At 61.5% G+C, this 18,076-nt stretch carries 16 protein-coding genes; all 16 read right to left on the bottom strand.

Features of this window, described 5'->3' with window-relative positions; genetic code table 11:
* Nucleotides 1–74: 74 nt before the first annotated feature.
* The 16 genes from lpxC to mraZ all read right to left on the bottom strand — a co-directional run bounded on the left by lpxC (nucleotide 75) and on the right by mraZ (nucleotide 17,917).
* The gene (gene lpxC / locus BZ163_RS28925) at nucleotides 75–986 is read right to left on the bottom strand and encodes a UDP-3-O-acyl-N-acetylglucosamine deacetylase (protein WP_095130494.1); all 912 of its coding nucleotides are present in this window, start codon (nucleotides 984–986) and stop codon (nucleotides 75–77) included.
* A gap of 112 nt (nucleotides 987–1,098) precedes the next feature.
* Nucleotides 1,099–2,292: a cell division protein FtsZ gene (gene ftsZ / locus BZ163_RS28920; RefSeq protein WP_064675982.1), complete on the bottom strand. Its 1,194-nt coding sequence runs from the start codon at nucleotides 2,290–2,292 to the stop codon at nucleotides 1,099–1,101.
* Between the two features lie 71 nt (nucleotides 2,293–2,363).
* A complete protein-coding gene (gene ftsA, locus BZ163_RS28915; RefSeq protein ID WP_128873758.1) occupies nucleotides 2,364–3,623 on the bottom strand; it encodes a cell division protein FtsA in 1,260 nt (419 codons plus the stop codon).
* Nucleotides 3,624–3,638: 15 nt separating this feature from the next.
* Nucleotides 3,639–4,508, bottom strand: coding sequence for a cell division protein FtsQ/DivIB (locus BZ163_RS28910; RefSeq protein WP_128873757.1), 870 nt, complete (start codon nucleotides 4,506–4,508; stop codon nucleotides 3,639–3,641).
* A 4-nt stretch (nucleotides 4,509–4,512) separates the two neighbouring features.
* A complete protein-coding gene (locus BZ163_RS28905) occupies nucleotides 4,513–5,505 on the bottom strand; it encodes a D-alanine--D-alanine ligase (RefSeq protein ID WP_128873756.1) in 993 nt (330 codons plus the stop codon).
* The gene (gene murC / locus BZ163_RS28900; protein WP_128873755.1) at nucleotides 5,502–6,962 is read right to left on the bottom strand and encodes a UDP-N-acetylmuramate--L-alanine ligase; all 1,461 of its coding nucleotides are present in this window, start codon (nucleotides 6,960–6,962) and stop codon (nucleotides 5,502–5,504) included. Before murC ends, BZ163_RS28905 begins: the two co-directional genes overlap by 4 nt.
* A complete protein-coding gene (gene murG / locus BZ163_RS28895; RefSeq protein ID WP_128873754.1) occupies nucleotides 6,955–8,025 on the bottom strand; it encodes an undecaprenyldiphospho-muramoylpentapeptide beta-N-acetylglucosaminyltransferase in 1,071 nt (356 codons plus the stop codon). The genes murC and murG overlap by 8 nt, the downstream gene beginning before the upstream one ends.
* The gene (gene ftsW, locus BZ163_RS28890) at nucleotides 8,015–9,232 is read right to left on the bottom strand and encodes a putative lipid II flippase FtsW (RefSeq protein WP_128873753.1); all 1,218 of its coding nucleotides are present in this window, start codon (nucleotides 9,230–9,232) and stop codon (nucleotides 8,015–8,017) included. The genes murG and ftsW overlap by 11 nt, the downstream gene beginning before the upstream one ends.
* The gene (gene murD / locus BZ163_RS28885) at nucleotides 9,229–10,575 is read right to left on the bottom strand and encodes a UDP-N-acetylmuramoyl-L-alanine--D-glutamate ligase (RefSeq protein WP_128873752.1); all 1,347 of its coding nucleotides are present in this window, start codon (nucleotides 10,573–10,575) and stop codon (nucleotides 9,229–9,231) included. The genes ftsW and murD overlap by 4 nt, the downstream gene beginning before the upstream one ends.
* A gap of 5 nt (nucleotides 10,576–10,580) precedes the next feature.
* A complete protein-coding gene (gene mraY / locus BZ163_RS28880; RefSeq protein WP_128873751.1) occupies nucleotides 10,581–11,663 on the bottom strand; it encodes a phospho-N-acetylmuramoyl-pentapeptide-transferase in 1,083 nt (360 codons plus the stop codon).
* The gene (murF, locus tag BZ163_RS28875; protein ID WP_128873750.1) at nucleotides 11,663–13,030 is read right to left on the bottom strand and encodes a UDP-N-acetylmuramoyl-tripeptide--D-alanyl-D-alanine ligase; all 1,368 of its coding nucleotides are present in this window, start codon (nucleotides 13,028–13,030) and stop codon (nucleotides 11,663–11,665) included. The genes mraY and murF overlap by 1 nt, the downstream gene beginning before the upstream one ends.
* Nucleotides 13,023–14,486: a UDP-N-acetylmuramoyl-L-alanyl-D-glutamate--2,6-diaminopimelate ligase gene (locus BZ163_RS28870; RefSeq protein ID WP_128873749.1), complete on the bottom strand. Its 1,464-nt coding sequence runs from the start codon at nucleotides 14,484–14,486 to the stop codon at nucleotides 13,023–13,025. Before BZ163_RS28870 ends, murF begins: the two co-directional genes overlap by 8 nt.
* Nucleotides 14,486–16,225 (bottom strand): penicillin-binding protein 2, encoded by a 1,740-nt coding sequence (locus tag BZ163_RS28865; RefSeq protein ID WP_178110514.1) that lies wholly within the window; start codon nucleotides 16,223–16,225, stop codon nucleotides 14,486–14,488. Before BZ163_RS28865 ends, BZ163_RS28870 begins: the two co-directional genes overlap by 1 nt.
* Entirely contained in the window at nucleotides 16,225–16,518 is a 294-nt protein-coding gene (gene ftsL, locus BZ163_RS28860) for a cell division protein FtsL (RefSeq protein ID WP_128873747.1), read from the bottom strand. The genes BZ163_RS28865 and ftsL overlap by 1 nt, the downstream gene beginning before the upstream one ends.
* A complete protein-coding gene (gene rsmH, locus BZ163_RS28855; protein ID WP_168187419.1) occupies nucleotides 16,515–17,462 on the bottom strand; it encodes a 16S rRNA (cytosine(1402)-N(4))-methyltransferase RsmH in 948 nt (315 codons plus the stop codon). Before rsmH ends, ftsL begins: the two co-directional genes overlap by 4 nt.
* Complete coding sequence (gene mraZ / locus BZ163_RS28850) at nucleotides 17,459–17,917, bottom strand: division/cell wall cluster transcriptional repressor MraZ (protein ID WP_128873746.1); 459 nt, start codon at nucleotides 17,915–17,917, stop codon at nucleotides 17,459–17,461. The genes rsmH and mraZ overlap by 4 nt, the downstream gene beginning before the upstream one ends.
* Nucleotides 17,918–18,076 lie beyond the last annotated feature (159 nt).

Here is an 18,076-nt window from a genome sequence, read left to right as displayed (position 1 = left end):
CCAGACACCGCCAATTCGGGGCATAAAAAAAGGCCACCCGAAGGCAGCCTTGAAAAACTAGAGAGGTTTTTTACTTACACGGCCGCAACTGGGCGCATGTAAGAGATCGGTGCAGTGCTGGCGTCTTCAAAAGTCACGACTTCCCAGGCATCTGTCTGCTCAATCAACTTGCGCAGCAGCTGGTTGTTCAAAGCATGTCCGGACTTGAAGCCCTTGAACTCACCAATCAGGCTATTGCCCAACAGGTAGAGGTCACCAATAGCATCGAGGATCTTGTGCTTCACGAATTCGTCTTCATAACGAAGGCCGTCTTCGTTCAGTACACCATCCGCGTCGACCACAATAGCGTTTTCAACGCTGCCGCCGAGTGCGAGGTTGTGCTTGCGCAGATACTCGATGTCACTCATGAAACCAAAGGTACGGGCGCGGCTGACTTCTTTTACGAACGAAGTACTGGAAAAATCCACGCTTGCACTTTGTGTGCGGTCACGGAAAACCGGGTGATCGAAATCGATCTCGAAACTCACCTTGAAGCCTTCGAAAGGGACGAAAGTGGCGCGCTTGTCGCCGTCTTCCACTGTCACTTCGCGCAGGATGCGGATGAATTTCTTGGCGGCGTCCTGTTCTTCCAGGCCCGCCGACTGAATCAGGAATACGAAAGGTCCAGCGCTACCATCCATGATCGGGACTTCGGACGCGGAGAGCTCGACGTAGGCGTTATCGATGCCCAGGCCAGCCATGGCCGAGAGCAAGTGCTCCACCGTATCCACTTTGGTGTCACCACTGACCAATGTGGTCGACATCGTGGTTTCACCAACGTTTTCCGCGCGAGCAGGGATCTGCACCACAGGGTCCAGATCGGCACGAACAAACACGATGCCGGTGTCGATAGGTGCAGGCTTGAGGGTCAGGTATACCTTCTCCCCGGAGTGCAGACCTACACCTGTGGCACGGATAATATTTTTCAGTGTGCGTTGTTTAATCATGGCTTGGGCCGCTTCAGCGCAAATTGCGAACTGGTATCAACAAAGGCTGGCGATAATAGCAGACCGCGCCTTTGCTGAACACCAATCACCTTCATAGCCCTGATACATTCCATCAATCGGCCTGACGACGCAGGAAAGCCGGAATGTCCAGGTAGTCCAGGTCGTCTTGCGGATTCATCTTCGCGGCAGCCGCAGCACCGGCCTGAGCCTGGTTGCGCATGACGGTCGGACGGTCCAGGTCACGGTAGTTTACCGCTGGCTGTTCCTGGCGTGCAGGGGCTTGTTGTTGTGGCTGGGAAGCCATGGAGGTATGAACGGTATTGTCGATGAGCTTCACAGCCTTCTCGATTTTCGCGCCCAGACCTGTGGCAACCACAGTCACGTGCAGCTCGTCGCGCATGTCCGGATCGATAACGGTACCGACCTTGACCATCGCGTGCTCGGAAGCGAAGGCTTCGATGATGCTACCCACGTCGGAGTACTCACCCAGGGACAGGTCAGGACCGGCGGTGATGTTCACCAGGATGCCGCGTGCACCTTGCAGGTTCACGTCTTCGAGCAACGGGTTGCGAATGGCCGCTTCGGTGGCCTCGCGTGCACGGTTCGGACCGCTGGCGCAGCCAGTGCCCATCATTGCCATGCCCATTTCGCTCATCACGGTACGGACGTCGGCGAAGTCGACGTTGATCATGCCCGGACGCTTGATGATGTCGGAGATACCGCGAACGGCTCCAGCCAGTACATCGTCGGCCTTGGCGAAAGCCGACAGCAGGCTCGCGTCTTTACCGAGGATGGTCAGCAACTTCTCGTTGGGAATGGTGATCAACGAGTCGACGCTTTCAGACAGCAGACGGATACCTTCGTCGGCGATCTGCATGCGCTTGCGGCCTTCGAACGGGAACGGACGGGTCACCACCGCAACGGTGAGGATCCCCATTTCCTTGGCCACTTCAGCAATGATCGGCGCAGCACCGGTACCGGTACCGCCGCCCATGCCAGTGGTGATGAACACCATGTTGGTGCCCTGCAGGACTTCGGCAATGCGCTCACGGTCTTCGAGAGCGGCCTGACGACCTACTTCAGGGTTGGCGCCAGCGCCGAGACCTTTGGTCACGCCGGTGCCCAGTTGCAGGATGGTCCGCGCGCCGATGCTTTTCAGCGCCTGGGCATCAGTGTTGGCGCAGATGAATTCAACGCCTTCAATGTTGCTCTTGACCATGTGGTTGACGGCGTTGCCGCCGCCTCCGCCAACACCGATAACTTTAATAACCGGGCTTGCGGGGATGTTGTCTACGAGTTCGAACATTTTCCCTCTCCTTTCATTTCTCTAGTTTTTGCGCCTACTGCCTGTATCTACAACGGTGCTGCGGTAAATCTTTAGAAGTTGCCCTGGACCCAGCTCTTGAAGCGATCGAGCAAGGCGACTTTCGGCTCTTCATTGCTGTAGCTGTCGCGGCTGCTGATGCCCGAGAACGAAATCCCGTCGGACTGCTTCTGCAGGCCGTACATCAACAGGCCGACGCCGGTGGAATAGATCGGGTTGCGGACGACGTCGTCCAGGCCCTTGACGCCATGGGGCACGCCCAGGCGGACCGGCATGTGGAAGATTTCTTCGGCCAGTTCGACCGCGCCTTCCATTTTCGAAGTACCGCCGGTCAGCACGATGCCGGCCGGGATCAGGTCTTCGTAGCCGCTGCGACGCAGTTCGGCCTGGATCAGCGTGAACAGCTCGTCGTAACGCGGCTCGACCACTTCGGCCAGGGCCTGGCGGGACAGCTCGCGCGGCGGACGGTCGCCGACACTTGGCACCTTGATGGTTTCACCGGCACCGGCCAGCTTGGCCAGGGCGCAGGCGTAGCGAATCTTGATTTCTTCGGCGTACTGGGTCGGGGTGCGCAACGCCATGGCGATGTCGTTGGTCACCTGGTCGCCCGCAATCGGGATCACCGCGGTGTGACGGATCGCGCCTTCGGTGAAGATCGCGATGTCGGTGGTGCCGCCGCCGATGTCCACCAGGCACACGCCCAGCTCTTTCTCGTCGTCGGTCAGCACCGAGTACGCGGATGCCAGCTGCTCGAGAATGATGTCGTCGATTTCCAGGCCGCAGCGACGCACGCATTTTTCAATGTTCTGTGCAGCGTTGACGGCACAGGTGACCACGTGGACCTTGGCTTCCAGGCGTACGCCGGACATGCCCAGCGGCTCACGCACGCCTTCCTGGTTATCGATCACATAATCCTGCGGCAGGGTATGCAGCACGCGCTGGTCGGCCGGGATCGCCACAGCCTGGGCGGCGTCGAGCACACGCTCAAGGTCGGCGGCGCTGACTTCGCGATCGCGGATAGCCACGATGCCGTGGGAGTTCAGGCTGCGGATGTGATTGCCCGCCACGCCAACGAACGCCGAGTGGATCCGGCAACCGGCCATCAACTGCGCTTCTTCGATCGCGCGCTGGATCGACTGCACGGTGGACTCGATGTTCACCACCACGCCTTTCTTCAGGCCACGGGACGGATGAGTACCGATCCCGACAATTTCCAGCGTGCCGTCGTCCGAGACCTCGCCGACCAGCGCCACCACCTTGGAGGTGCCGATATCGAGACCGACGATCATTTTGCCGCTTTGCACGTTTGCCATTGGTCCTGCCTCTTCTTAATTCTTCGCGACAGCGGGTTGGGCCGTCGTGGGCGCTACAGGTTCCCGCCAGCCAACAGCGAGGCCGTTGGCGTAGCGCAGATCGATGCGCGCAATGTTCGTAATCTGTTCTTTGAGCGTCTTGTCATAGATGGCAATGAAGCGGCGCATCTTTTCCACCTGGTTGCCGCGTCCCAGCAGCAGTTCAATCCCCGGACCCGCGCTACCGGCGCCGGTGGTCAGGAACCAGCTGCCTCGATCACGCAACTCCAGCCGTGCAATCGAGAAGCCCAATGGCCTGAGCATCTGGCTCAGCACCTGGTATTGCTGCATCACTTTCTGTTGAGCCCGTTGTGGACCGAACAACTGTGGCAAGTGTTCGTAGTTCGCCAGTTCACGCGGGGTGAACGCCTGACCCTGGTTGTTCAACAGCGATTCATCACCCCAACGGGCCACCGGCAGTTGTTCTTCCAGGCGGATCACCACTTGATCCGGCCACACCCTGCGCACTTCCGCGTGGGCAATCCATGGCATCTGTTCCAGCTCGGTGCGCATGCCCGCCAGGTCGATGGTGAAGAAGCTCGCCGCCACGAATGGCGCTATCCGCTGCTGCACCGCTTGCTGGCTGATGTAACTCAAGTCGCCCTGCACGGCGATTTTGCTGATCGGCCGATCGGCATACGGCAACAAGCGCTGCGTGCCTTCGTAGGTGCCGAAACCCAGCACTACCAGCAGCACCGGCCAGAACAGGCTTTTGACAAAAGCAAAATTGGCTTTCGGCAGGCGCGCAGACATCGGCTCTTTGGCCACCATTCGGCTGGCACCCCGCGGCACCGGCTTGCGGCCGGTCGGTGCGGGGGGCTGATGTCTCAGCTGGGCGCCTTGCATGGTCTTAACCTCGCGGCTCTTTGTTATTGGCTACGTGGCTGGCAGCGTTACCGGCAACACTGGCCGCCAGGATCGCCAATACCAGTTGCTGGAAATCCAGGCCGGCGGCACGGGCCGCCATCGGCACCAGACTGTGATCGGTCATGCCCGGCGCGGTGTTGACTTCCAGGAACCAGAACTGCCCGTCGGCGTCCTGCATCACGTCCGCCCTGCCCCAACCGGCGATACCCAGCGCCTCACAGGCTTTGGCCGTGAGGTCCATGAGTTCTTGTTCTTTGCTGCTGTCCAGGCCACAGGGGATCCGGTACTGGGTATCGGATGCCACGTACTTGGCGTCGTAGTCGTAGAAGCTGTGCGTCGTGCCCAGGGCAATCGGTGGCAACACCTGGTCACGCAGGGTGGCGATGGTGAACTCCGGACCTTGAATCCATTGCTCGACCAACACTTGCGAATCGTAGGTACTGGCCGCTTTCCACGCGTCGATCAATTCAGACGCGGAGGTCACTTTGGCCATCCCGATACTTGAACCTTCATGGGCCGGTTTGACGATCAAAGGGAAGCCCAGTTCCGTCGCCGCCGAAATACAATCGGCTTCGCAGCTCAGCACCGCATGGCGTGGCGTCGGAATGCCGAGGCTGTGCCAGACCTGTTTGGTGCGCAGCTTGTCCATCGCCAGTGCCGAGGCCAGGATGCCGCTGCCGGTGTACGGAATGCCCAGGCATTCCAGCAGGCCCTGCATGCTGCCGTCTTCACCGCCACGGCCGTGGAGGATGATGAAGGCGCGGTCGATTTTTTCGTTGAGCAGACGCTGCAACAGGTCATCGCCGACGTCGAGACCGAACGCATCCACACCGGCGCTCAGCAGCGCGTCGAGCACGGCGTTACCCGACTTCAGGGAGACCTCACGCTCGGCACTCTTGCCGCCGAAGAGCACGGCGACGCGGCCGAAGTCTTTCGGTGCAATAGTGGAGACGAGGTTGGCGTAAGCAGCAGTCATTTCAACTTCCCCACGCTCGGCGCAGCAACGGCGCCAGCGAACAACGGACTCTTCAACAGCTTCGGTGCGAGACCACCGATGTCACCGGCGCCCTGGCACAGCAGGATGTCGCCGGCACGCAGCAGTGGCTTGACGATCGGCGCGAGGTCGACCCCGCGCTCGATGTAGATCGGGTCGAGTTGGCCGCGCTGGCGGATGCTGTTGCACAGCTTGCGGCTGTCTGCGCCCGGAATCGGCTCTTCACCGGCCGGGTAGACTTCCATCAGCAGCAGCACGTTGGCATCGGCCAATACATTGACGAAATCGTCGTAGAGGTCGCGGGTACGGCTGTAGCGGTGCGGCTGGTAAACCATCACCAGGCGGCGCTCCGGCCAGCCACCGCGCACGGCTTTAATGACCGCTGCCACTTCGGTCGGGTGGTGACCGTAGTCGTCGACCAGCATCACGCTGCCGCCTTCTACCGGCAGTTCGCCGTAGACCTGGAAGCGTCGGCCGACACCCTGGAACCCGGACAGGCCCTGGACGATGGCTTCATCGCTGACGCCCTCGTCAGTGGCGATGCAGATGGTCGCGAGCGAGTTGAGCACGTTGTGGTTGCCCGGCATGTTCACCGAGACATCCAGCGGTTCACGGTCAGGGCGCAACACGGTGAAGAAGGTCTGCATGCCTTGCTGGCGTACATTGATCGCGCGCACGTCGGCGTCGTCGTCGAAGCCGTACGTGACGGTCGGGCGCTTGACCAATGGCAGGATTTCGCGCACCACCGGATCGTCCAGGCACACCACCGCCAGACCGTAGAACGGCAGGTTGTGCAGGAACTCGACGAAGGTTTTCTTCAGCTTGTTGAAGTCACCGTCGTAGGTCGCCATGTGATCGGCGTCGATGTTGGTGACCACGGCCACCAGCGGCTGCAAGTGCAGGAAACTGGCGTCGCTTTCATCGGCTTCGGCAATCAGGTAACGACTGGAACCGAGCTGGGCATTGGTGCCCGCTGCATTCAGACGGCCACCGATCACGAATGTCGGGTCCAGGCCACCGGCGGCGAACACCGAAGCGATCAGGCTGGTGGTGGTGGTTTTGCCGTGGGTACCGGCGACGGCGATGCCGTGGCGATAACGCATCAGCTCGGCGAGCATTTCTGCCCGCGGCACCACCGGAATCCGGCGTTCCAGGGCGGTGGCGACTTCCGGGTTGGACGTGTTCACGGCACTGGAGGTGACCAGTACATCGGCGGTCGCGGCGTTCTCGGCACGGTGGCCGATAAAAATCTGGGCGCCAAAGGACTCGAGACGCTCGGTGACCGGCGAAGCCTTAAGGTCCGAACCGGACACTTGATAGCCCAGGTTCAGCAGCACTTCGGCGATGCCGCACATGCCCACGCCGCCGATACCGACGAAGTGGATGCGACGGATGCGGCGCATTTCCGGATGCGGCATGGCTTTCTGATTCTCAACCATGGGCCACCTCCAGGCAGGTATCGACCACGTTACGGGTGGCATCGGGTTTGGCCAGGCGGCGGGCGGCGGTGGCCATGTCGGCGAGTCGTTGTGGTTGCATCAGGACCTCTGTCAGGCGTGCGGCAAGATCCGCTGCGCCAGTCGTTCTTTGCGGCATCAGGAAGGCAGCGCCTTCACGGGCCAAATAATCGGCGTTGCGGGTCTGGTGATCGTCGATTGCATGGGGCAATGGCACCAGCATCGAGGGCAGACCGGCGGCAGCCAGTTCACTGATGGTCAGCGCGCCTGCGCGGCACACCACCAGGTCGGCCCAGCCATAGGCTTGGGCCATGTCTTTGATGAAAGGCTCTACTTGCGCCTCGACGCCAGCCGCGCGATAGCGCTCTGCAGTCACTTCATCGTGGTTTTTGCCGGCCTGATGGAACACTTCCGGACGCAGGTCGGGGACGACTTGCGACAGGGCTTCAGGCAGCAACTTGTTCAACGGTTCTGCGCCCAGGCTTCCGCCCAGGATCAGCAAACGCGCCTTGCGCCCCGCCAGGGCGGGTCGCGGTGTGTCGAGGAACAGCTCGGTGCGCACCGGGTTACCGGTGGTCCTACGGCTGCCCGACAGGGTAAAGGTGTCGGGGAACGCTTCACAGACCCGGGCGGCCAACGGCACCAGCAACCGATTGGCGGTACCGGCCACGGCGTTCTGCTCGTGAACGATCACCGGCACGCCCGCCAGTTTGGCCGCGACACCGCCAGGACCGGTCACAAAACCACCAAAGCCGACCACACACACCGGCTGCAGCTGGCGAATGATCGCCCGTGCCTGCCAAATGGACTTGAGCACCATGAACGGGGCCTTGAGCAGGGACAACTTGCCCTTGCCGCGCACGCCACTGGCGTTGATCCGGTGCAGCTCGATACCGGCCATCGGCACCAGTTCATTCTCGATGCCGCGCGGGGTCCCCAGCCAATGCACGGTGTAGCCCCGGGCCTGGAATTCGCGGGCACAGGCCAGCGCCGGGAACACGTGGCCACCGGTGCCGCCCGCCATGATCAAGACGTTAGCGACCATGGGGCGGCTCCTCGGCGAAGTCGCTCTCCTGGAACTCCATCTCTTCACTGCCCAGGTGGGTTCGACTCTCCCACTCGATGCGCAGCAACAAGCCGAGACAGGCACAGCAGATCACCAGCGAACTGCCGCCATAACTGAGGAACGGCAGGGTCAGGCCTTTGGTCGGCAACAGGCCGACATTCACCCCGATGTTGATCAGGAACTGACCGATCCACAGGAACGACAGGCCGTAGGCCACATACGCCGCGAAATACTGCTTGGCTTTTTCAGCCCACAAGCCGATGTACATGCCGCGCACACACACGAACACGAACAGGCCGACGGTGCACAGGGAACCCACCATGCCGAGCTCTTCGGCCAGGACCGAGAACACGAAGTCAGTGTGAGCTTCCGGCAGGTAGAACTGCTTCTGCACGCTGTTGCCCAGGCCAACGCCCAGCCACTCGCCACGACCGAAGGCGATCAGCGCCTGGGTCAGTTGGTAGCCGGAACCGAACTGGTCGGCCCAGGGGTCGGTGAAGGTAATCAGACGAGCCATCCGGTAGGGTTGCGCCTGCACCAGGACGGTCACCGCCCCGACTGCCAGCGCCACCATCAAGGTGAAACGGAACAGCCCGACCCCGCCGAGGAACAGCATCGCGGCCGCCGCGCCCATCATGACCACGGTGGCACCGAAGTCCGGCTCCATCAGCAGCAGGCCGGCCATCGGCAACAGCACGATGAAGGGCTTGAAGAACCCCATCCAGCTTTCACGCACTTCTTTCTGGCGACGCACGAGGTAACCGGCGAGGTAAATGACGACAAATACCTTGGCGATTTCCGATGGCTGCACGTTGAAGAAACTGAAACCGATCCAGCGCATCGAGCCGTTCACCTCACGGCCGATCCCCGGGATGATCACCATTATCAGCAAACCGAAGGCACCGAGCAGCATCAGCCAGCCGAGGCGTTGCCAGGTGGCAATCGGAATCATCATGGTGACGATGCACGCCCCCAGGCCGAGGACCAGGTAAATCAGGTGGCGGATCATGTGGTACAGGGTATTGCCCGACTGTACTGCGGCCACTTCCGACGACGCGGAAGTGATCATGACCAGCCCCAGGCCGAGCAGCGCCAGGCAACCGGCGAGCATCGGGAAGTCGAGGTCGATACCGCGCCCGGTGATGATCGGCGATGGATACGGCTTGATGATGTTTCTCAGGCTCATGCCAGTTCCTCCACGGCGCGGACGAACTGGTGACCACGGTCTTCGTAATTCTTGAACATGTCGAAACTGGCGCAGGCCGGCGACAGCAGCACCGCGTCGCCCTGTTCCGCGATGGCGCGGCATTGCGCCACGGCTTCGACCAGCGAACCGACGCGAATCAGCGGCACGGCATCGCCAACGGCCTCACCGATCCTGTCGGCGTCACGGCCCAGCAGAATGACGGCACGGCAGTTGGCCGCGACCGGATCGCGCAGGTCCTTGAATTCGGCACCCTTGCCGTCGCCACCGGCGATCAGCACGAGTTTGCCGTCGATGTCCGCGCCCAGGCCTTCGATGGCGGCCAGTGCGGCGCCGACGTTGGTGGCCTTGGAATCGTTGTAGTAGCTCACGCCATCCAGGTCGCGGACCCATTGGCAGCGATGTTCGAGACCGGCGAAGGTGCGCAGGCTTGCGAGCATGGCGTCGAACGGCAGGCCCACGGCATGGCCCAGCGCCAATGCGGCCAGGGCGTTGGACTGGTTATGCGCGCCGCGGATTTTCAGTTCGCGCACCGGCATCAGGTTCTGGAATTCGAAGGCCAGGTACTTCTCGCCATCTTCTTCACGGATACCGAACGCCTTGAAATCGGGCTTGCCCAAGCCGAAGGTCCAGCACGGCTGGCCCTCGCCCATCAACGGACGGCTCAGGGCATCCTGGCGGTTGACCACGAACTGCCTGGCGCCACGAAAAATCCGGTGCTTGGCCAGGTGATAGGCCGGCAGTCCGCTGTAGCGGTCCATGTGGTCTTCGCTGACATTGAGCACAGTCGCCACTTCAGCGCCGAGGTTATCGGTGGTCTCAAGCTGGAAACTCGACAGTTCCATCACGTACAGCTCGACATCGTCGCTGAGCAGGTCCAGCGCTGGCGTGCCGAGGTTGCCCCCGACAGCGACACGCTTGCCTGCCGCAGCCGCCATCTCGCCGACCAGGGTAGTGACGGTGCTTTTCGCGTTGGAACCGCTGATGGCGACAATCGGCGCTTTCGCGTTACGCGCGAACAGCTCGATGTCGCCGGACAATTTCACGCCACGGGCGGCGGCAGCCTGCAGGGCCGGGGTCGCCAGCGCCAGGCCGGGGCTCACGTAGAGCTCGTCGGCACGGCACAGGAACTCGACGTCCAGCTCGCCACAACGCACTTCCACGTGCGGATAGTCACGCTTGAGCGTGGCCAGTTCCGGTGGAGTTTCCCGCGTATCGGCCACGGCAAACGACACGCCCCGGTTCGCCAGGAAGCGAACCAGGGACATGCCGCTCTTGCCGAGGCCGACAACGATGCGGAAGTGGTCAGAAGCGATCAGAGACACTCGTTCTACCTCAGCTTCAGGGTGGCAAGGCCGACCAGTACCAGAATCACGGTGATGATCCAGAATCGGACGATCACACGCGGCTCGGGCCAGCCCTTGAGTTCAAAGTGGTGGTGAATCGGTGCCATGCGAAACACACGGCGACCGGTCAGCTTGAAGGATGCAACCTGGATGACGACCGACAGGGTCTCCATCACGAACACGCCGCCCATGATGAACAGGACGATTTCCTGACGGACGATCACCGCGATAGTGCCCAGGGCCGCGCCCAGCGCCAGCGCGCCAACGTCGCCCATGAACACCTGGGCCGGATAGGTGTTGAACCAGAGGAAACCCAGGCCCGCGCCGATCAGCGCGCCGCAGAATACGATCAACTCGCCGGCACCCGGTACATAAGGAATCAGCAGGTATTCAGCGAACTTCACGTTACCCGAGAGGTAGCAGAAGATCCCCAGGCCGCCGCCAACCATCACGGTCGGCATGATCGCCAGGCCGTCGAGGCCGTCGGTCAGGTTGACCGCGTTGCTCGACCCGACAATCACGAAATAGGTCAGCACGATGAAGCCTGCGCCCAGCGCAATGCTGTGGTCCTTGAGCATCGGCAGGATCAGGGTGGTTTCCACCGGCGTTGTGGCGGTCATGAACAGGAAGATCGCCGCTCCCAGGCCGAACACCGATTGCCAGAAGTATTTCCAGCGACTCGGCAGACCACGGGAGTTCTTCTCGATCACCTTGCGGTAGTCGTCGACCCAGCCGATGGCGCCGAACAGCAAGGTCACCAGCAGCACGGTCCAGACATAACGGTTGCTCAGGTCAGCCCAAAGCAAGGTGCTGACGCCGATGGACGAAAGAATCAGCGCGCCGCCCATGGTCGGGGTGCCGGATTTGGACAGGTGCGATTGTGGACCGTCGTTGCGAACGGATTGACCGATCTGACGGTTCTGCAAAGTACGGATCATCCACGGGCCATAGCACAGCGACAAAACCAGCGCGGTCAGCACACCGAGGATCCCGCGCAGGGTCAGGTACTGGAAGACCGCGAAGCCTTTGTAGAACTGTTGCAGATACTCCGCTAGCAGCAGCAGCATTAATGTTTCTCCAGACGCGTCCCGCACAAAGCGGCGACGATGTTTTCCATCGCCGCGCTGCGCGAGCCTTTGATCAAAATGGTGGTGTTTGTATCTTGCTCGGCGTCGAGGGCCTTGATCAGTTCAGCCTGTGTGCTGAAGTGCCAGGCCTGTTCACCAAAAGCGTTCACGGCGTGAGCCATCATTGGCCCTACGGCATACAGCGCGGATACCTTGCCGCGGGCGTACTCGCCCACATCGCGGTGCCCCTGCTCCGCCCATTCGCCCAACTCGCCGATATCCCCGAGCACCAGGACGGTGCGACCGGAAAAGCCGGCCAGTATATCAACGGCGGCACACATGGAGGTGGGGTTCGCGTTATATGTGTCATCGATCACGCGCATGCCATTGCTGGCCAGTTGCGCAACAGTGCGGCCCTTGACCGGTTGCACCGCGCCAAGGCCGGTGACGATGCCGGACAGCGATACACCCAGCGCATGGGCTGCCGCTGCGGCGGCCAGGGCATTGGCGACGTTATGGGTACCAAGCAGGTTCAGCTGAACCCGCGCCTCGCCTTCGGGACTGTGCAGAATGAAGGCCGGGCACCCGCGAGCGTCGCGGTCCAGATCGCTGGCATGGAAGTCGGCGCTGACATTGCTCAGGGCGAACGTCAGCACTTGGCGACCGGCAGCGCGGGCGTTCCAGATGGCGAACGCCTTGTCGTCGAGATTGAGCACGGCGACACCATCGGCTTCCAGCCCATCGATGATCTCGCCCTTGGCCTCGACGATTTTTTCCGGCCCGCCGAACTCGCCGACGTGGGCCGTGCCTGCGTTGTTGAGCACGGCCACATGCGGCTTGGTCATGGCGACGGTGTAGGCAATTTCACCGAGCCGTGAAGCGCCCAGCTCGATCACTGCCGCGGTGTGTTCCGGCGCAAGTTCGAGCAAGGTCAGCGGCACGCCGAGGTCATTGTTCAGGTTGCCACGGGTCGCCAGTACCGAACCGCGCGTGCGCAGGATGCCGGCGAGCATTTCCTTGACCGTGGTCTTGCCGCTGGAACCGGTGATGGCGGCCACGGGATGGGTGAACGCGACACGATTCATCGCGCCCAGTTGCCCAAGCGCCTGGCGGGCATCCTTGACCAGCAATTGCGGCAGTGCGCTGTCGGCGACTTCACGCTCGACCAATGCACCGGCGGCGCCCAGGCTGGCCACCTCGTTCAAATAGTCATGGCCGTCGAAGCGCGGACCGGTCAGGGCGATAAACAGTTGGCCGGGCTTGATGGCGCGGCTGTCGATGCTGACGCCATCGAACGTGGCATCGGCCACGAGCAGTCGGCCATTCAGCGCGCCGGTCAGTTCGCTCAGTTTCAACGCTTTAAGCATGGGCCACCTCCCACGCGGTCAAGGCATGATCGGCCTCGACCAGATCGGAGAATGGGTGACGCTCGCCGTTGATTTCCTGATAGTCCTCATGCCCTTTTCCGGCCAGGACAATCACGTCTTCGGCCGAAGCGCCGGCAATCAGCTGGGCGATCGCCTGCCCACGGCCAGCGACGAACGTGACGTTATCCACAGCCGTGAAGCCGGCGCGGATGTCAGCGAAAATCACTGCCGGGTCTTCGGTACGCGGGTTGTCATCGGTCACCAGCACACCGTCAGCCAGGCGCTCGACCACTTCGGCCATCAGCGGACGCTTGCCGCGATCGCGATCACCGCCGCAACCGAACAGGCACAGCAAACGACCTTTGGCGTGCGGACGCAGGGCCATCAAGACTTTTTCCAGCGCGTCCGGCGTGTGGGCGTAATCGACCACCACCAACGGCTGGGAACCCCCGCCAAGCCGCTGCATGCGACCGGCCGGGCCTTCGAGTTTCGGCAGCACCTTGAGAATTTCGTCCAGGGCGTAGTCCAGGCCGAGCAAGGCGCCAATGGCGGCGAGCACGTTGCTCAGGTTGAAGCGGCCGAGCAAAGTGCTGCGCAGGAGGTGTTCGCCCTGCGGGGTAACCAGGGTGGCACGTACGCCTTCGTCGTCGAACTGCGCTTCACGGCAATATAGATAGGCGCTGGAATCTTGCAAGCTGTAGGTGATCAGGCGCGACTCGCGTTTTTCGGTGGCCAGTCCCCGGCCGAAATCGTCGTCCAGGTTGATCACGCGGCATTTCAGATCGTTCCAGGCAAACAGCTTGGCCTTGGCTTCGCCGTAGGCCTGCATGGTGCCGTGGTAATCCAGATGATCGCGGGACAGGTTGGTCATCACCGCCACATCGAACGCCAAGGCCGTCACGCGGCCCTGATCCAGACCGTGGGAAGAGACTTCCATCGCCACGGCTTTGGCACCGGCCTTTTTCAGGTCGGCCAGGGTCGCTTGCACGGCGATCGGGTTCGGCGTGGTGTGCAGGCCGCTTTGCAGCGCGCCATGGAAACCGGTGCCAAGAGTGCCGACGATGCCACAATGCTGACCGAGCAGATCCAGCGCTTGCGCGACCAACTGCGTGACGCTGGTTTTACCGTTGGTGCCGGTAACCCCGATCAGATTCAGATGGCGGCTCGGATCACCGTAAAAACGCCCCGCGATGTCCGACAACTGCGCCGCCAGGCCCTTGACCGGAATCAGCGGCACGTCGGTGATCGGCAGCACTGTGGCGCCTTCGACCTCGTAAGCCACGGCCGCGGCACCGCGCTGCAAGGCATCGGCAATGTGCGCGCGACCGTCGAACTTGCCGCCAGGAACGGCGAGAAACAGATCGCCCGCCCGTACATTGCGGCTGTCCAGGGTCAGTTCGCGGATCAGCAGATCGCGACCGGCGTGGGCAAAAATCTTATTCAGGCTCAGAGACATCAGCCGCGCCCTCCATTGGCTTTCAGCGGAACGACCGGTGTTGCGTTCGCTTGTTGAACAGGTGGCAGATTGTCCGGGGTGATGTTCATCAGGCGCAGGGTCCCGGACATCACTTTGCTGAACACTGGCGCCGATACCAGGCCACCGTAGTAACCGGCCTTGGTCGGTTCATCGATCACCACGACGATCGCATAGCGCGGATCGTTCATCGGACCGAAGCCGGCAAACAGCGAGCGGTAGGAGTTCACGGCATAGCCTTTGGTGCCGACCGAGGTTTTACGCGCGGTACCCGACTTGCCGCCAACGTGATACGCCGGGACCTGCGCCCGGAACACACCGCGTGGGGCTTCGATCACTTGCTGCAGCATGGTCTGCATGGTTTTCGCGACCGCTTCCGGCAGCACCTGGCTCGATTGCGGCGGCTTGTCGGTCTTGATCAGCGTCAGCGGCGCGAGGCGACCGTTGTTGGCCAGGGCGGAAAAAGCGTGGACCAGCTGGATCGCGGTCACGGAAATGCCGTATCCGTAGGACAACGTGGCGGTTTCAGCCTTGCGCCATTCGCGGTAGTTCGGCAGGTTGCCGACGCGCTCGCCCGGGAAACCCAGACCGGTGTCCTGGCCGAGACCGACTTTCTGTGCCAGACGGAAAATGGTTTCGCCGCCGATGTCGAACGCGACCTTGCTCATGCCCACGTTACTGGAGTTGATCAGAATCCCGGTCAGGTCGAGGACCGGGCCTTCGGATTTGGAAACGTCACGAATGGTGTACTTGCCCAGCTGCAGCGTGCCCGGGTACACCTCGACGGTATCGCTGGGTTTCCAGCGACCGGTTTCGATGGCGGCGCTCATGGAGATCGCTTTCATGGTCGAGCCCGGCTCGAACACATCGATCATCGCGCGGTTACGCATCATCGCCGGTTGCAGGTTGCGCCGGTTGTTCGGGTTGTAGGTCGGCTGGTTGACCATGGCGAGGATCTCGCCAGTCTTCACGTCCATGATCACCAGGCTGCCAGCCTTGGCGCCGTTCTCGATGATCGCGTTGCGCAGTTCGCGGTTGGCCAGGTATTGCAGGCGCAGGTCAATGGACAACGCCAAGGGCTTTCCGGCCTTGGCGTTTTTGGTGACCTGGACATCCTTGATAAGTCGACCGCGCCGGTCCTTGATGACCTGTCGCTTGCCCGGCACCCCGGCCAGCCATTCGTCGTAGGCCAGCTCGACCCCTTCTCGACCGTGGTCGTCGATGTCGGTAAATCCGACCATGTGCGCGGTGACTTCACCGGCCGGGTAGAAACGCCGGAATTCTTCAATGCCATACACGCCCGGCACTTTCAGATCGAGCACGGACTGGCCTTGCTCGGGGGTGAGCCCGCGTACCAGATAAATGAATTCTTTATTGGCCTGGGCTTCGAGACGTTCGGCCAGGGCTTTGGGATCCTGCCCCAGCGCTGCGGCCAGTGCTGGCCACTTCTCTTTGGCCAGCTGCATTTCCTTGGCGTTGGCCCATAGGGTGGTGACCGGCGTACTCACGGCCAAAGGCTCGCCATTACGGTCGGTGATCAGGCCACGGTGAGCCGGAATAGGGATATGTCGAACACTGCGCGCGTCGCCCTGGCCTTTGAGGAAGGCACGGTCGACCACTTGCAGGTCAATGATGCGCCAGGCAATGGCCGCGACCATGATGCCGAGCAAGCCCAGCACCAGGCGGAAACGCCAGGGGAAAAGCGCGCCTTCGAGTTTCATCATGGCGCCACCATCTGCACTTCAGCGGCACCGGGAATGCGCATTTTCAGCTGCTCGGTGGCCAGGACTTCAATACGGCTGTGGGCCGTCCAGGTGCTCTGTTCGAGAATCAGCCGGCCCCATTCCGCCTGGGCCTTGTCGCGCACGCTCAACTCGTTGTACAGCGTGTTCAGTAGCTGACGGTTCCAGTGGGCGCTGTAGGACACGCCGACGGCAGACACGAGCACGCCGATAAACAGCAGCAGCATGAAAAAGCTTCCGCCAGGAAGTGGCTTGGCGAAAAGCCTGCTCACCGCAATTTCTCCGCGACACGCATGATGGCGCTACGGGAACGTGGGTTGGCTTTGAGTTCGGCCTCGGAGGCGGACTGCGCTTTGCCATGGACCTTGATTTTCGGTTCGAAGGCGACGTGACGGACCGGCAGGTTGCGCGGCAGGTTGTCGGCTTCGCCTTTCACCAGTTTGCGCATGAACAGTTTGACGATGCGGTCTTCCAGCGAATGGAAGCTGATCACCACCAGACGACCGCCGATTTCCAGGGATTCCAGGGCGGCTTCGAGGCCGGCCTCCAGATCGCCCAGTTCGTTGTTGACGTGGATGCGCAGGCCCTGGAACGCACGGGTCGCCGGGTTCTTGCCCTTTTCCCACGCAGGGTTGGCGACTTTCAGGACTTCAGCCAGATCGGCAGTGCGCTCGAACGGCTTGATGTCGCGACGCTCGGCCACGGCACGGGCCATGCGACCGGAAAAACGTTCTTCGCCATACTCCTTGAACACCCGGGCAATTTCTTCCACCGGCGCGGAGTTGACGAATTCGGCAGCGCTGATCCCGCGAGACGGGTCCATGCGCATGTCCAGCGGGCCATCGTTGAGGAAACTGAAACCGCGCTCAGGGTCGTCGAGCTGCGGCGAAGACACGCCCAGGTCGAGCAGGACGCCGCTGACCTTGCCCGCCAGGCCGCGTTCGGCGACTTCCGAACCGAGCTCGGCAAAGCTACGCTGTACAACGACAAAGCGGCCGTCTTCGGCCGCTAGCGTTTGCCCGGTGGCAATCGCTTGAGGATCTTTATCGAACCCGAGCACCCGACCATCGGGGCCGAGCTGGCTGAGGATCAACCGGCTGTGTCCGCCGCGCCCGAACGTACCGTCCAGATAGCAGCCATCAGGTCGTACGGCAAGAGCCTCGACGGCTTCGTCAAGCAGTACGGTGATGTGGTTAAAGCCGCTATCAATAGTCACAGGATCAAATCACGCAGTTCATCAGGCATGGCGCCCGGTTCTTGTTTAATAGCAGCCAGGTCAGCGGCAGAAACCGCATCCCAGGCATCCTCGTCCCACAATTGGAACTTGTTCAGTTGGCCTACCAGCATCGCGCGCTTATCCAACTTGGCATATTCACGAAGACGCGGCGGAACCAGAAAACGACCACTGCCATCGAGCTCGAGGTCGACGGCATTACCAATCAGCAAACGTTGCAGACGGCGGTTCTCTTCGCGAAGCGAAGGCAGTGCACGCAGTTTGGTTTCAATAATTTCCCACTCATCGAGGGGATAAACACACAGGCATGGATCAACGGCATCGATCGTGACGATCAACTGACCGGAACTGCGCGAAACCAGCTCGTCGCGGTACCGACTCGGCATGGCGAGACGGCCCTTTGCATCGAGACTGATTGCATTAGCTCCGCGAAACACGTCAGCGTTTCTCCAAATTGTAGCGTTTTTAGCTCAAAAAACCCACTTCATGCCACTTTCCGCCACTTGCGCACACTATAGGAATGCGGCTGCCGCAGCGTCAAGGCGCACATCAAAGGAAAACCCTTACAGAACTTGGATTTAGGAGCATAAAGGAAG

Source organism: Pseudomonas sp. VI4.1, from assembly GCF_002029345.1.
Lineage (GTDB): Bacteria > Pseudomonadota > Gammaproteobacteria > Pseudomonadales > Pseudomonadaceae > Aquipseudomonas.
The sequence above is the reverse complement of the archived record's forward strand: the minus strand, read 5'-3'. Positions and strand labels throughout refer to the sequence as shown.

Bases quoted from the DNA above. Each gene is read 5' to 3' on its own strand.
- BZ163_RS28905 (WP_128873756.1), bottom strand. From the start codon at position 5,505: ATGACTGCTGCTTACGCCAACCTCGTCTCCACTATTGCACCGAAAGAC.
- mraY (WP_128873751.1), bottom strand. From the start codon at position 11,663: ATGCTGCTGCTGCTAGCGGAGTATCTGCAACAGTTCTACAAAGGCTTC.
- ftsA (WP_128873758.1), bottom strand. From the start codon at position 3,623: ATGGCAAACGTGCAAAGCGGCAAAATGATCGTCGGTCTCGATATCGGC.
- murF (WP_128873750.1), bottom strand. From the start codon at position 13,030: ATGCTTAAAGCGTTGAAACTGAGCGAACTGACCGGCGCGCTGAATGGC.
- ftsW (WP_128873753.1), bottom strand. From the start codon at position 9,232: ATGAGCCTGAGAAACATCATCAAGCCGTATCCATCGCCGATCATCACC.
- murG (WP_128873754.1), bottom strand. From the start codon at position 8,025: ATGGTCGCTAACGTCTTGATCATGGCGGGCGGCACCGGTGGCCACGTG.
- ftsZ (WP_064675982.1), bottom strand. From the start codon at position 2,292: ATGTTCGAACTCGTAGACAACATCCCCGCAAGCCCGGTTATTAAAGTT.
- murC (WP_128873755.1), bottom strand. From the start codon at position 6,962: ATGGTTGAGAATCAGAAAGCCATGCCGCATCCGGAAATGCGCCGCATC.
- BZ163_RS28870 (WP_128873749.1), bottom strand. From the start codon at position 14,486: ATGTCTCTGAGCCTGAATAAGATTTTTGCCCACGCCGGTCGCGATCTG.
- BZ163_RS28910 (WP_128873757.1), bottom strand. From the start codon at position 4,508: ATGCAAGGCGCCCAGCTGAGACATCAGCCCCCCGCACCGACCGGCCGC.
- BZ163_RS28865 (WP_178110514.1), bottom strand. From the start codon at position 16,225: ATGAAACTCGAAGGCGCGCTTTTCCCCTGGCGTTTCCGCCTGGTGCTG.
- lpxC (WP_095130494.1), bottom strand. From the start codon at position 986: ATGATTAAACAACGCACACTGAAAAATATTATCCGTGCCACAGGTGTA.